This is a genomic window from Sulfitobacter sp. GN1-4 (assembly GCF_055693825.1).
This window is the reverse complement of sequence record NZ_JBVFUQ010000003.1, coordinates 2939415-2952044: the sequence shown is the minus strand read 5'-3', so window position 1 is coordinate 2952044 and position 12630 is coordinate 2939415. Positions and strand designations below refer to the sequence as shown.

Sequence of the window (12630 nt, the reverse complement as noted above, 5' to 3'; positions counted from 1 at the left end):
CCGCCCCATCCCCGGACCGGAGACGTCATGGCCCGCTTCTTGCGCTTATTCTTTTTGATGGAGGCCACGCTGGCGGGCCTCTGCTACGCAATCGTGGCGCTTGCCATGATCTCCGACGTTTTTGCACGTGAGTTTTTCAACTACTCGATCTACGGCGTGCAACGCGCGGCGGTCCTGTTTGTCATCGCCACCGCCTATTTCGGGCTTGGGCTGGCCACGGCACAGAACCAGCATTTGCGTCCCCGCTTTGCAGACGGCTGGACGCCGAAACGCCACCAGCCTTTCGTGGCACGCTTCGGCGATCTGCTATCGGCAATGGCCTTTGCCACAATGGGGTATTTTGCCTTCACGATGGTGCAGGAAAACTACCAGTGGGAGGAAACGGTCCCCGTTATCCTTATCCCGCTTTGGACAGTGCAATGGATCATGCCCTATGGCTTTTTCTCTGCCGCGATCCGCTTTGTGATTTTCGTGCTGCGGCCAGATCTCAAACCGGCTGAGCAGGTGGCAGAGCAATGATGTCGCTGCTTCTCTTTGGTCTGATTTTTCTGCTGCTGGCCTTGCGCCAGAACCTGATCGCGATCCTGTTCTTCAGCGCAGCCTACATCCACATGGTGTACGGTGATGGCCAGATCCAATACCTGCTGGAGGATATGTGGAACGCCGTTAACAAGGAGGTGTTCCTGTCCATCCCCCTGTTCATGCTGGTGGGATCCGTGATGACAAAGGGATCCATCGCGGTGCGGTTGGTGGATGTCATGCGCCGCGCAACCTGCGCCTTGCCTGGCGGGCTAGGTGCGGCGTCTATTCTGTCATGTGCATTCTTTGCGGCGATCTCCGGCTCCAGCATGGTCACCCTGCTGGCAGTTGGGTCCATCCTCTACCCCGCACTTTTGAACGAGGGATACGACAAGAAATACGCGCTTGGGGCCATCACCAGCGCGGGCACTTTAGGTGTGATCATCCCGCCCTCTATTCCGCTTATTGTCTATGGGATCATCACCGAAACCTCGATTACCGATCTCTTCCTCGCAGGGCTGATCCCAGGCCTTCTTCTGACTTCGGTGCTTCTGACTTATTCGCTGGTCAAAAACAGGCATCTTCCAAAAACACAGTTTGATGCGCGCGCATTTTTCAGCGCTGTGAGGGAAGGCATTTGGTCACTACTGATGCCAGTCATTCTCTTGGGCGGCATCTATTCGGGATACTTCACCGCGACTGAATCCGCTGCCGTCGCACTGGCCTACGCGCTCTTTGTGGAATTCGTAATTTACCGCGAGATCACGTTGCGCAAGCTCGCCGCCACGGTGGTGGAGACCTCGCAGCTTCTTGGCACGCTCGTGCCAATTATTGCAATCGCCATGAGCCTGAACATCCTGCTGACCACTGAAATGGTTCCCCAATCCCTCGCGCAGTGGCTGACGACCAATATCGAAAGCAAGATCCTGTTCATTCTGGGCGTAAACCTGTTGCTGCTCGCGGTGGGTTGCCTGATGGACATCAATGCCGCCATTTTGATCATGGCCCCGATCCTGATGCCCATTGCCGCCAGCTATGGAATTGATCCCGTACATTTCGGTATCATCATGGTGATCAATCTGGAAATTGGCCTGCTGACGCCTCCGGTTGGCTTCAACTTGGTGGTGGCCATGACGGCCTTCAAAGAGAAATTTACCGATGTCGTCGCAGCAGCTGTGCCTTTTGTCGGGATCATGCTTCTTGTGCTGGCCGCTGTGAGTTTCGTTCCATGGCTAAGCATGGCGTTGCTTCAGTAGTTTTGGCTGTATTTGGTTTTTTGCAACGGTCTTAGTCGCTTGACGTTCTGACCAAAACGCGCCGAAAAATCGCTGTCCACCTTTGCCGCCTTCAGTGAAAAGGCTTGGTCGAATGTCTGCTTGTGTTGTGGCCAGTTGCGTGCATGCACCTGCAGAGAAGGTCCGGTTCCCGCCCTCCGTGCCGCAAGGACCAGGTCATGATCGACGCTTAAGTTGCGGGCGAGGGCGGCTGAAAGACCGTCACCCACACCAATAATCACAGCAATCGGTTTGCTCATATGTCCTTCCTCCGCCTTTACGGACAAGCATGTGCTTGACCTTACCTTCTCTACGTCCTAAGCCGTACCCTGCTGAGCGGGCGTCGTATACTGGCTATTACCTCAGCCTTCCAAGCAAAGCGTGTGTTTTTCTGATGGTATCACATGCTTGCTAATATTCTATAAAGATTTAATAATCTAGCTGTCATGGCTGCCTGAGGCATCTGATGATTTCTGATGTATACCGACAAAAAGCCGACATATGCCAAAGCTCACAGAGACCTTCGTACGCAAGCTTCCCCAGACAGAAACCGGCACAGCCAAGCACTGGGACAGTGAGGTAAAGGGCCTGGTGATGTTCGTCGGAAAGAAGGCGAAGACCTGGTATTTCCAGAAGGACGTCGGCGGGCGCACAAGGCGTGTGCTGATCGGCCGATACCCCTTGATCACGGCGGATACCGCGCGACAGACGGCTTTGGGTTTTGCGCTGGATTGGGGCAGGGGGGCTGGCAAGGTGATCCAGATCGGCGCGCCACGGCTGCAAGCTGCTTTAGATGCCTATCTCGCAAGACCCCAGCTTCGATCAGAGACACACCGCAAGAGCCTACGCCAACTGTTCGAGTTGCACCTCAAGGAATGGCTCAATCTGCCGCTGGATGAGATCACCAAATCGATGGTTGTTGAGAAGCACCATTCCATGCGGAGCACGCCCTCCGGAGCAAACCATACACTCAAGTACTTCCGCACAGTGTGGAACCACGCCCGCAGAGTTCACGATCTCCCCGAGTGTCCGACGATGGCGATTGAGTGGTATGATGAACGTCCGCCCGGTACGATCATCGAGGACCTATCCGCATGGCGCGATGAGGTCGACGGGTTGGACAACCCGATCCACGCCGCCTTCTACGAGCTGCTGCTCTTCACAGGCTTCAGGAAGTCAGAAGCATTAGAACTCGAGTGGAAGCATATCCACGAGGACAGGATTCATCTTCCGATGACGAAGAATGGCCGGAGCTTTGATCTGCCCATCCTGCAGGTCCACCATGAGATCTTGGTGCCTGTTAGAGGCCTTAGTTCTCAATGGGTGTTCCCGTCCCCCAAAAGCAGCAGCGGGCGGATAACAAACACGCGCAAGCTCAGCTGGTCCCCACATGCGCACCGGCGCACCTTCGCGACGGTCGCGATGGAAGCAGGGGTTCTCGAAGAGATCGTCGGTCGGCTGCTCAATCACACGCCGATCACCATCACCGGGGCCAGATATGTCAGGCCATCACTGGACGCACTGAGGCCGGCGATGGAAAATGTTTGTGATGAGCTAGTGAAAAGAACCGGAGTTCTACATTACGGTGCCCATGAAAATCTTAAGCCATAGTGCCGTCGATGAGACTGGCGATCAGGATGCCTTAGATGATGTGAGCGCGGTCAGACAGCTGCTGACGGGCCTCTCAGTTCTGGACCCAAAACAACCTACCCCGCCGCTGCCACTACTGGAGTATCTGGAAGCGCGGGCTCCTGGTCTTTCAGTATTCGGGCCAAAGACCGTGGAACCAGCGATTCTGAAACGTGTTAGTGAGGTCGCATTTGCGAATGGGCAACGACAGTCCGTGCTTGACGGGTATGCGATGCCTTGGTTTCCAGCAGGTAGAGGCTTCCTAGTTGAGGCTAGAACGCGCCAAAGTATGTGTTCCGAACGACCTGCTGACCTGATCGGTCAGATGAACCAGACCATCAAAATTTACATGCAGGATAGAGCCTCACGAGTTGTGGAATACGGGTCCGTATCAAAGAACGAAATTCGTTCGAAACGATTGGTTGATGCCGGCCTTTCTAACTTCTTGGATGGATCTTCTCACTACTATCAGTTGAGCGAGCCGTGGTTTGAATTTCTTGAGCGGCTAGATGAGCTGGAGGCTTCGTGGAAAAGCCTTATCAAGGAGGCTTTTGCGGAAGGTCGCATACTGGCCAGTGAAGAGCTGCCTTCGAGCTCACGCCTTTGTCACCCATCCCAAACGGCAAACATCCACTATGCACGGCGGAAATCAGCATACTGTTTTTGCTTTTCGTCAGATCTGCCGACCGCCTGGTTTGCTCAGCAAAAGCCTTTGCACGTCATTCGCCGGGAGGCAGGTAAATGGATGGCGCAGGCCTATCAGGACTACGCGTCGGAAGGTCGAAGGCCAAGCGTTAATGACTTGGTTACAGTAGCGACCGAGAGATTTGGTCTCACGGAAAACGCTGCGCGTGAGGCATGGAGGGATCACAAGAGTGCTGTGAACACTCAAGTTGGCGAGATACCTGTAAGCAGCAGAGTTTCATTAAAAGAAATCAGAGAGTTAGATTGATAGGGTGAGAAAACTGTAGCCCCCCAAATAGTCTGAAGCTGAGGGCGATGAGACAATTCGTGCAACTTTTGAGCAGCTCGAGAGGCATCGGCAAGCTATGGACAAGAACAGGCTATTAACCCGGAAAGAGGTGGAAGAGATTTTCGGGCTGAGTGTCCGCTTCCTTGAAATCGCGGCCATGAAACGCGAAGGCCCAAACTTCATCAAACTCGGTCATCGGACCGTGCGTTACCGCAATTGTGATGTCGAAGACTGGATCGAGCAGCAGTCCCAGCAGGCCTCGCTATGACGGGTAATCAGCAAACACGCAAAGTGACGTATGGCGACAAATTCCGACTTGTACGTTACTGGACACAGGTCGATCCTAAACTGACCAGAACAGCTCTGAGGGTTTTTGTGGAACTTGTGCACCGTCGCAACTGGAAAAATGGGCGCTGTGATCCAAGCCAGGGACTTCTTGCCTCCAGCTTACTCGTCAGCAGAACGTCTGTAACCAATGCAATCAAGGAACTAAAACATCGTGGTGCTATCCGTGTTTGGTCTGGGGGCAAAGGGGTATCCAACAAGTACATCATCGACTTTTCGGTCCTTGAACCGGAAGAGGATGAAGTGACCGCATATGCCAACCCTATTTGCCGAGATGGTCAATCAGGATTGACTAGGTTGGCCAAGCAGAGTGGCACCAAACAAGAAAAGGAACATAAAAATAACACTGGGGCTTTTCGGCCAGCAATGAAGGCGCAAAGTTCCAGCCCTTCAGGGCTTTCTGTGATCGCAATCGGTCTGGATGAAGATGGACCAATTTATGCTTGGAAAAAGTGGATCCTTGAGAACACGCCTCATGCTCCATCGATAATGCTTGAAGCAACCAAGAGGGATAGGAAGTACCTTTTGCCCTGTCGATTTCCTGAAGGCTCGCCTGATAAGAACTCCGAATACTTGCTGTATTTTGGTAGCCTCCTGGCAAGGGAAACATCTTCGTCGCTGTAGTGCTTGAATAACCAAATCAGCTTGGAGCTCGCCCGACCACGTGGGTCCTTCCTGACCGGGTTTGACACACGGGTCATTCACACCCCGTCTTATCTCGTTTTGCGTGGGATTTGGGATGCTTCGATTGTGGTTGTTGTTGTGGTTTTCGTGCCCGCTCACTATCCCATGTGGCAGTCTTTGGAGTGTAGGTTGAGGTGCCGTACAGTATTCCCTGTGAAGAACTTCGAGCAGCAAATACGCAGAAAGCGGTCCCTTGCCACGAGCTGGTGTGTGGTCCGTTTTGCGGGACAAAGTTGCCGTTTCACGGCCAGGCCTTAACGTCTGTTTCTTTGGTTTGTATGCTCCGACTATAACATTCTTGGACTTGGTGTTTCGGATATGAAATTTGCGGCGCTCGCTGACATACATGGCAACTCATTTGCACTAGAGGCGGTGCTTCAAGACATGGATAGCCTTGGGGTCAAGGACGCTGTGAATCTCGGCGATTTCTTCAGTGGCCCAATAGATGCCGCACGGACTGCAACTCTGCTCATGGATCGCGATTTTGTCTCAGTTCGAGGCAATCATGATCGATATCTCATTGAACAAGATCCATCTGAAATGGGGCCTTCGGATCGGGTGGCCTTTGATCAACTGTCGGAACAACACCTGCGCTGGATAGCTGACCTTCCAACAACACGAGCTATCTATGGAGACGTCTTTCTATGCCATGCTACTCCGACAAGCGACTCTACCTATTGGCTTGAACGCGTAACGCAAAACGGCGTTGTGCGTTCAGCGAATTTGGCAGAAGTCACCGCGGAAGCCAACGGTCTAGAGGCAAAACTCATTCTATGCGCCCACACTCACATCCCACGATGCGTTCGGTTGCCGGATGGTCGCCTGATAGTGAATCCCGGAAGTGTCGGTTGTCCGGCCTACGACGATCACTTGCCAGTCTACCATCACATGCAAACGGGTAACCCAAACGCGTCATATGCTTTATTGGAAAGGCGGAACGGCGATTGGAGCGCCACTTTCCGCTCTATCTCTTACGATACAAAAAGGGCCAGTGATTGCGCGTTGCGAAACGGGCGGAGCAGTTGGGCCCGCGCTTTGCAAACAGGCTGGTTTGAAGAGTAGGCGTATCAAAGCGCTCAGTATTTTCGCAAGCTTTGAAGCTGTTAGCAGCCATTGCTTCACTTTGCAGCATTGGTGGTTTTGGGCTCAAAGCAGTCATTAGCTGGTGACCCCGTCAAAACCTGCAGCGGGGACTTTGCTGCCGTTCCATTGCCGGTAGTGAATGTCCGTTGAACTAGCGCGCATCCGCGACGATCCTTGCACCCAATGCGATAAGAATGGTGCCTCCGAGGCATCGCCCCCACGCTACAAGGCGAGCCGAGGCTGCTGCTTTGGCCGCAACAAGTCGCGCAAAAACGATACAAACGATGTCCGAAAGGCTGAAGGCTACATTGGCGATGACGCCGAGTGCTAGGATTTGCAACCAAACTGGAGAGGTCGCATCTAGTGTTGTGAATTGGGGTAGAAAGGCGAAATAGAAGAGTGCGGATTTCGGGTTCAGTACTTCGACGGTGAGACTATCGCGAAAAGCCCGTCGCGAAGATTTCGCGTCTGATTGGCTTGTTGCAACATCGAGTCTTGGGCGTTTCCACAGTCGGACTCCCATCCAAATCAAGTAACAACCCCCAGTGATCTTGAGAACGATCAACAAGATTGGCGCGGTTTGCAGAAGAACAGTCACACTGAAAGCAGCCGCAAAGATGTGCAAATAGGACGCGAGGTGAAATGCGACGGAACTGAGCCATCCCGCCCTTGCTCCGTGGGCCATTGTTTGAACAGCCATATAGAGCATTCCAGGGCCGGGTGTGAACGCGAAAATCGCCGTTGCGGCCAGGAATGGAAAAAGCAGTTCTACTGGTGGCATCATGTTCTCCGTGCAAGTAGTCCATTGTCACTAGCAGTTCGGTCGATTTTCACGAGGGCGGCATTTCGCCACCCGGACTACCAGTTACCGGACATTCGCCTCATTGCAGCAATTTGGGAGGTATGGCCTCTTTGCGGCCATAAGCTGCGTTTCGATCGAAAGGCGGCATTATTGTGCAAAGCTTCCATAGAGCAATCTAATTAACATATGACCGCTTACGCGTCCGGCTAAGCCGGAAAAGATCGGGCTGACTTTGCTTCTGGACACAGCCTATAAGCTTGCAGTTCACCCGCCAAAACCTGCCGCTTCTGGCAGCCAAGTCGACAGTGCGGGAAACGCAAATACCAATATCAACCCGAGCAGCATCAATGCGGCATAAGGCAGGGCACCTCGAATGACTTCTGACAGTGGGGCTTTGGCGATACCCTTGATGACAAATAGGTTCATACCCACGGGTGGTGTTATTAGGGCCAGTTCAAGATTAATCATCAGGAGGATGCCGTACCAGATCGGGTCAATTCCGAGCGCCAACATGACCGGGAACACGATTGGTGTCGTGATTAGGATGATTGAGATTGTCTCTAAAAACATCCCGAGGACCAAGATCAGACACATGACTGCAACAACGAATATAGCTGGGCTTAGGCCGATGGCCGTGACCTGTTCCACGATTTCAATCGGCAAGCGGATGATCGTCACGGCATGTCCAAAGAGGGCTGCAGCAGCGAGGATCATGAACAGCATGGCGGTGGTGCGTACTGTCTCAAAGGCGGTGATCCAAAGATCGCTGAAACCAAAATTCCGGTAGACGACGACACTGATCACCAGTGCATAAAGACACCCGATGGCCGCCGCTTCTGTTGCGGTGAAGATACCAAGGTATATGCCGCCCAGCACGACCGGCGGCATCAGCAGCGCCCAGATCGACTGTTTCATCCGCGCCCAGATGACGCCCATCCCGGCAAAGGGCTGCGCAACCACGGTGCCGCCGAAACCTGCGCTGACCATTGCCCAGACGGCAAAGATGGTGGCCATCATGATGCCGGGGATCAGCCCCGCAAGGAACAGCGCGCCGATGGAGGCTTCCGTCACGATAGCGTAGAGGATCAGCGGCCCTGACGGCGGGATCAGGATGCCCAGCGTGCCTCCCGCTGCGATCACGCCGTAAGAATAGCTTGGCTTGTAGTTGTAACGCTTCATCTGCGGGATGGCGGTTGAACCGATGGTCAACGCGGTGGCGACAGAGGACCCTGATATGGCCGCAAAGATGGTGCAGGACAGGATTGTGGCGACGCCGAGGCCGCCCTTTAGATGGCCCACCATGGCGTTGGCCGCATCATAAAGGTCTTTCACCACGCCTGCGCGGATCATGACATGGGCCATGAAGGCGAACATTGGGATGGCCGTCAAAAGCCCGTTGTTCAGCTTGGCAAAGACCGTGTCGGCGGCGGAGTTCACGTTGCCTTCGGTCAGCATCATAATGATCAGTGAGGTGAGACCAAGGCCTGCAAAGATCGGCATGCCTGTCAGCAGCAGGACGATTAGCCCCGCGAGGATGAGGAACGTCATCATGGCCTGCGCACCGTCAAAAGTGTGAATATGCGCGCCACAGCCGCCAGGATGAGGATCATCATGCCGATCAACAGGAACCCTTGCGGGATCCACATCTGCACGCCCAGATACCCTTCGGAATAAACGCCGAAGTCATAGGAAAACTGCACCATTAGGACGGCGCTATAAAGCACGGCGGAGGCCACGATGATCACGCCGACCATCCCCCATATGTCTACCAGCCATTGGGTGCGGGGGCCTGCGCGCTCGGTCAGCAGATCAACCCCGAAATGCTCCCCCCGCAGCAGAACTTCGCCCGCGCCAAGGGCCACCATCGCCACAACGATGAAACCATTCAGCTCATCCGAGAAGGTAACGGGGGTGCCAAGCACGTAGCGCATGAAGACGCTGTAGGAGACCACTGCAAAAACGATGAGAACCAAAAGGGCGGCGATGCCAGCGCCGGTCAACGTCACCAGGCGGGCGGCCCTTTCCACCCCCGAGACCGGTAGGGCCTCGGGGGCTGTGTCTTCCAGATCAAGCTTCATCTCAGTTGGAGATCTGACTGATCAGTTCCAGCAGTTTGACGCCGTCTTCACCTGTCGCATCGCCAAAAGACGTGTCATAGGCAGGCACCATGAGGGCCTTCCGGGCAGCTTCTTCTTCTGGCGTCTGGAAATGGACCTTCATGCCGTTTTCTTCCAACTGCGCGGGGGCAGAGGCTGAGGCCTCTTCCGAGGCGGCCACGGCCCATTCCGCCGCCTTTGCACCCGCTTCGTCAATCGCGGCTTTTTGAGCGTCCGTCAGACCGTCATACCAGGCCGGGTTCAGATAGCCGTGGAAGAACACGCTGAAGAGCGGCACAACCGTCACGTGATCCTGCACCTCGAAGTATTTGCGCGAATAGGCCGCCGCAATATCAGTCATGCCCGCGTCGATCACGCCGGTCGACAGCGCCTCATAGACCTTTGAGCCCGACATTGCCGAGGGCGCGGCACCCATGGCCACAAGGCCCGCATCTGCCACCGGGTTTAGCCCACGAATTTTCACGCCATCGAAATCTTCGGGGTTGATCAGTGGCGATCCTTTCGACGTCATCGCTGTCATCCGGGTGGTAAAGAGCCAGACTGCGTTCTTGACGCCCTTCTCCAGGAGCTTTTCGTCAAGGAAAGCCGCCGCTTCGCTGCTCGGCCATTCCGCAAGGGTGTCCAGGTCCGTAACCGCATAGGGCTTGAGCGTGACGTTCATGATCGGCAGTGTCTTGCCCCACTGCGGATTGATCGAGAAGGCGCACTCAATATTGCCTTTGGCGACAGAGGCGATGTTTTCGCGCGCGCCCACAAGACTGTTGGCGCCAAAGATCTGCACGTCAATCTCCCCGTTTGACAGGGTCTCAATCTCAGCGGCCCACTGATCGATCACCTTTGCGATGTGGTGCGCTGGCGGCAGTTGGTGGCTGCAGCGCATCTCGGTTGCTTCCGCAAAGGCTGGAGCACTCAGTGTTGTCGCTGCCAAAAGGGCTGCTGCGGTTGTCTTTTGGATATTCATAGTCTCCTCCACTTTTGTTTAGGTCGTCTTTAGGCCCGCCAGTTGATCTGGCGCGGTGCTCCGGCGCGGGCGAGCGCGCCGTAAAGCTGTTCCTGGGGCATTTCCGAGGCGGCGATTTCCCGAACCGCCATCAGTTTCTCCAGATCGATGCTTGTCTCAAAGCCGTTGCGCTCGCACAGGAACACAAGGTCTTCAAAGACCACATTCCCGGTGGCCCCCGGCGCAAAGGGACACCCCCAAGACCACCAAGAGAGCCGTCAATCACGCGCACGCCCGCATCCAAAGCGGCGGAGGCGTTTGCCACCCCCATGCCACGGGTGTCGTGTAGATGGATGCTCAGGACGGTGTCACCGATTTCGCGCCGCAGGCGCGTGACCAAATCGCTGATCTGCGCTGGCCCGGCAAAGCCCACGGTGTCAGCCAGTCCGATGAGGTCCGCGCCCGCCTCTGCACAGCGCGCGGCCACCTGCACCACGTCGTCGGGGTCAACTTCGCCCGCAATCGAGCATCCGAAAGCCATCGAGATGCCCGCCTGAACAAGCGGCTGCGTGTCAGCGGCGCGGGCAAGGTCGACGGTTCTGCGGACCAGTGCAATTGCGTTGTCGCGGGACCGTTGGGCATTGGCCCGGCTGTGTTCTTCGGTCGCGGAAACGACCGTGACAATCTCGCTGACAGGCGTTTGCAGGGCGTCCTCAACCCCACGTTCGTTCAGGGCAAGTGCCGCAGAATGAAGACCAAGATCATCGCAAGCTCCGATGACGTGCCTGACATCGGCAAACTGCGGCATCGCCTTGGCTGGCAGGAAAGACCCGACCTCAAAATGCGTCACGCCTGCCGCCGCCGCAAGGTGCAGCCATTCGGCTTTGGCCTCTGTCGATGGAAAGCGCCCCACCATCTGCAAACCGTCGCGCAAGCCGACCTCGCGCAGGATCACCTCGTCCGGGGGATATGCGGCTTGGACGCGGCTCATGCCGTCTTCCTCCGCTCGGAACCGCTTGCTGCCCGCGCCTCGGCAGGGGACAGACCAATCTCTGCCAGGATGGCTGCGGTGTCATCACCGACATCAGCTACATTGAGCGATGCAGGCGCTGGGATGTCTCCATCCACCTCAATCGGCAAGCCCGGCGCGCGAAACGCCTGACCACCCGGCAAATGGGATTTGTGCAGGCCCCCGGGGCGCATGACGTGCGGATCACGGTACATATCCGCCGGGCGATTGATGGGCGAGAAGGGGATGCCAGACGCCTCGAACATCTCTATGAGCGCATCAAAATCCCGCTTCGCAATCGCCTCAGCGAAGATCGGGACCGTCCATTTCCGCGCGTTGATCTGATCCATCTTCGTTTGGAGTCGGTTGTCCTCTATAAGGTGTTCCAACCCGATGGCTTTGCACAAAATACCCCAATGCCCTTCTGTCACTGCCCCGACAAAAATCTGCCGATCGTCGAGGGTGTCGAAAATGTCATAGACCGGCCAGGAAAACTCGCGCTCCGGCATGGGGGAGGGTTCGCGCCCTTCCAATTCGAATTGGACCATATGCTGCATGACCAACATCAGACAGTTCTCAAAGAGACCGACGCGCACCGCGCGGCCTTGCCCGGTTTCCTTCCGTTCCAGCAAAGCCCCAAGCACCGCAAAGGCACCAAAGAGCCCCCCCATGATGTCATTGGCCGATGACCCAATGCGCAGGGGACGCCCCGTTGGCCCGGTCATATAGGCGATGCCGGTCATCATCTGAACGACCTCGTCCATCGCGGTGCGGTCCTGGTAGGGACCATGCAAGAAGCCTTTGCAGGACGCGACGATTAGCTTGGGGTGTTTTTCGCGCAGCACCGACGGCGCAAAGCCCATCTTTGCAAGCGACTGGTCGCGGAAATTCTCGATAAAGACATCCGAGGTTGCCAGAAGGGCGTCCAGAGCAGAGGTCCCGGCCTTCGATTTCAGGTCGAGGGTGATCGACTTTTTCCCGCGGTTGAAACTGGGGTAGAACCCGCGCCCCATACCCGTCAGATGGCGCGTCTTGTCGCCTGCGGGCGGCTCGACCTTTATGACCTCCGCCCCGAAGTAGGCGAGGATCTGGCCACAGCTTGGACCCATGATCATATGGGTCATCTCCACGACCCGAACGCCATCAAGCGGTTTGAATTGATCTGCCACCTGGAAGCCCTCCCTGCGTCCATATCTGCAACACTAGACGATGCCGATATTCCTCAAAATTATAATGTTACGATGCATACTTTCTG

At 55.6% G+C, this 12630-nt stretch carries 14 protein-coding genes; 7 read left to right on the top strand and 7 right to left on the bottom strand.

The window, feature by feature from the left end:
- Nucleotides 1-27: 27 nt before the first annotated feature.
- Together ACZ1HM_RS15145 and ACZ1HM_RS15140 are read left to right on the top strand one after the other, a co-directional pair.
- Nucleotides 28-519 carry a TRAP transporter small permease gene (locus ACZ1HM_RS15145; protein ID WP_472743510.1) on the top strand — a complete coding sequence of 164 codons (492 nt, stop codon included), beginning with the start codon at nt 28-30 and terminating at the stop codon, nt 517-519.
- Nucleotides 516-1775: a TRAP transporter large permease gene (locus ACZ1HM_RS15140; protein ID WP_472743509.1), complete on the top strand. Its 1260-nt coding sequence runs from the start codon at nt 516-518 to the stop codon at nt 1773-1775. Before ACZ1HM_RS15145 ends, ACZ1HM_RS15140 begins: the two co-directional genes overlap by 4 nt.
- On the opposite strand, the gene ACZ1HM_RS15135 is transcribed toward ACZ1HM_RS15140, so the two are convergent.
- Complete coding sequence (locus ACZ1HM_RS15135) at nt 1769-2053, bottom strand: hypothetical protein (protein WP_472743508.1); 285 nt, start codon at nt 2051-2053, stop codon at nt 1769-1771. The genes ACZ1HM_RS15140 and ACZ1HM_RS15135 overlap by 7 nt on opposite strands.
- A 241-nt stretch (nt 2054-2294) precedes the next feature.
- Here ACZ1HM_RS15135 and ACZ1HM_RS15130 point away from each other — a divergent pair, with 241 nt between their 5' ends.
- The 5 genes from ACZ1HM_RS15130 (at nt 2295) to ACZ1HM_RS15110 (ending at nt 6486) form a co-directional block, all read left to right on the top strand.
- A complete protein-coding gene (locus ACZ1HM_RS15130; RefSeq protein WP_472743507.1) occupies nt 2295-3404 on the top strand; it encodes a tyrosine-type recombinase/integrase in 1110 nt (369 codons plus the stop codon).
- Nucleotides 3385-4374 carry a hypothetical protein gene (locus ACZ1HM_RS15125; protein ID WP_472743506.1) on the top strand — a complete coding sequence of 330 codons (990 nt, stop codon included), beginning with the start codon at nt 3385-3387 and terminating at the stop codon, nt 4372-4374. The genes ACZ1HM_RS15130 and ACZ1HM_RS15125 overlap by 20 nt, the downstream gene beginning before the upstream one ends.
- A 97-nt stretch (nt 4375-4471) precedes the next feature.
- On the top strand, nt 4472-4663 hold the full coding sequence (locus tag ACZ1HM_RS15120; protein ID WP_472743505.1) for a helix-turn-helix transcriptional regulator: 192 nt from the start codon (nt 4472-4474) through the stop codon (nt 4661-4663).
- Nucleotides 4660-5364, top strand: a complete 705-nt coding sequence (locus ACZ1HM_RS15115; RefSeq protein ID WP_472743504.1) for a hypothetical protein — start codon at nt 4660-4662, stop codon at nt 5362-5364. The genes ACZ1HM_RS15120 and ACZ1HM_RS15115 overlap by 4 nt, the downstream gene beginning before the upstream one ends.
- Before the next feature lie 378 nt (nt 5365-5742).
- On the top strand, nt 5743-6486 hold the full coding sequence (locus ACZ1HM_RS15110) for a metallophosphoesterase family protein (protein WP_472743503.1): 744 nt from the start codon (nt 5743-5745) through the stop codon (nt 6484-6486).
- Nucleotides 6487-6658: 172 nt separating this feature from the next.
- Here the strand turns inward: ACZ1HM_RS15110 and ACZ1HM_RS15105 are convergent, their stop codons facing one another.
- From ACZ1HM_RS15105 to ACZ1HM_RS15080, 6 genes are all read right to left on the bottom strand, one after another.
- Nucleotides 6659-7288, bottom strand: a complete 630-nt coding sequence (locus ACZ1HM_RS15105) for a LysE family translocator (protein ID WP_472743502.1) — start codon at nt 7286-7288, stop codon at nt 6659-6661.
- 285 nt (nt 7289-7573) lie between these two features.
- Nucleotides 7574-8860 carry a TRAP transporter large permease gene (locus tag ACZ1HM_RS15100; RefSeq protein ID WP_472743501.1) on the bottom strand — a complete coding sequence of 429 codons (1287 nt, stop codon included), beginning with the start codon at nt 8858-8860 and terminating at the stop codon, nt 7574-7576.
- A complete protein-coding gene (locus tag ACZ1HM_RS15095; protein ID WP_472743500.1) occupies nt 8857-9387 on the bottom strand; it encodes a TRAP transporter small permease subunit in 531 nt (176 codons plus the stop codon). The genes ACZ1HM_RS15100 and ACZ1HM_RS15095 overlap by 4 nt, the downstream gene beginning before the upstream one ends.
- A gap of 1 nt (nt 9388) precedes the next feature.
- A complete protein-coding gene (gene dctP / locus ACZ1HM_RS15090; RefSeq protein ID WP_472743499.1) occupies nt 9389-10387 on the bottom strand; it encodes a TRAP transporter substrate-binding protein DctP in 999 nt (332 codons plus the stop codon).
- 130 nt (nt 10388-10517) lie between these two features.
- On the bottom strand, nt 10518-11357 hold the full coding sequence (locus ACZ1HM_RS15085) for a beta/alpha barrel domain-containing protein (protein ID WP_472743498.1): 840 nt from the start codon (nt 11355-11357) through the stop codon (nt 10518-10520).
- Nucleotides 11354-12544 (bottom strand): CaiB/BaiF CoA transferase family protein, encoded by a 1191-nt coding sequence (locus ACZ1HM_RS15080; RefSeq protein ID WP_472743497.1) that lies wholly within the window; start codon nt 12542-12544, stop codon nt 11354-11356. Before ACZ1HM_RS15080 ends, ACZ1HM_RS15085 begins: the two co-directional genes overlap by 4 nt.
- Between the last annotated feature and the right edge of the window lie 86 nt (nt 12545-12630).

What these genes read in the sequence shown, in the direction of transcription:
- ACZ1HM_RS15145 (WP_472743510.1), top strand. Translation starts at nt 28, where the DNA reads ATGGCCCGCTTCTTGCGCTTATTCTTTTTGATGGAGGCCACGCTGGCG.
- ACZ1HM_RS15140 (WP_472743509.1), top strand. Translation starts at nt 516, where the DNA reads ATGATGTCGCTGCTTCTCTTTGGTCTGATTTTTCTGCTGCTGGCCTTG.
- ACZ1HM_RS15135 (WP_472743508.1), bottom strand. Translation starts at nt 2,053, where the DNA reads ATGAGCAAACCGATTGCTGTGATTATTGGTGTGGGTGACGGTCTTTCA.
- ACZ1HM_RS15130 (WP_472743507.1), top strand. Translation starts at nt 2,295, where the DNA reads ATGCCAAAGCTCACAGAGACCTTCGTACGCAAGCTTCCCCAGACAGAA.
- ACZ1HM_RS15125 (WP_472743506.1), top strand. Translation starts at nt 3,385, where the DNA reads ATGAAAATCTTAAGCCATAGTGCCGTCGATGAGACTGGCGATCAGGAT.
- ACZ1HM_RS15120 (WP_472743505.1), top strand. Translation starts at nt 4,472, where the DNA reads ATGGACAAGAACAGGCTATTAACCCGGAAAGAGGTGGAAGAGATTTTC.
- ACZ1HM_RS15115 (WP_472743504.1), top strand. Translation starts at nt 4,660, where the DNA reads ATGACGGGTAATCAGCAAACACGCAAAGTGACGTATGGCGACAAATTC.
- ACZ1HM_RS15110 (WP_472743503.1), top strand. Translation starts at nt 5,743, where the DNA reads ATGAAATTTGCGGCGCTCGCTGACATACATGGCAACTCATTTGCACTA.
- ACZ1HM_RS15105 (WP_472743502.1), bottom strand. Translation starts at nt 7,288, where the DNA reads ATGCCACCAGTAGAACTGCTTTTTCCATTCCTGGCCGCAACGGCGATT.
- ACZ1HM_RS15100 (WP_472743501.1), bottom strand. Translation starts at nt 8,860, where the DNA reads ATGATGACGTTCCTCATCCTCGCGGGGCTAATCGTCCTGCTGCTGACA.
- ACZ1HM_RS15095 (WP_472743500.1), bottom strand. Translation starts at nt 9,387, where the DNA reads ATGAAGCTTGATCTGGAAGACACAGCCCCCGAGGCCCTACCGGTCTCG.
- dctP (WP_472743499.1), bottom strand. Translation starts at nt 10,387, where the DNA reads ATGAATATCCAAAAGACAACCGCAGCAGCCCTTTTGGCAGCGACAACA.
- ACZ1HM_RS15085 (WP_472743498.1), bottom strand. Translation starts at nt 11,357, where the DNA reads ATGAGCCGCGTCCAAGCCGCATATCCCCCGGACGAGGTGATCCTGCGC.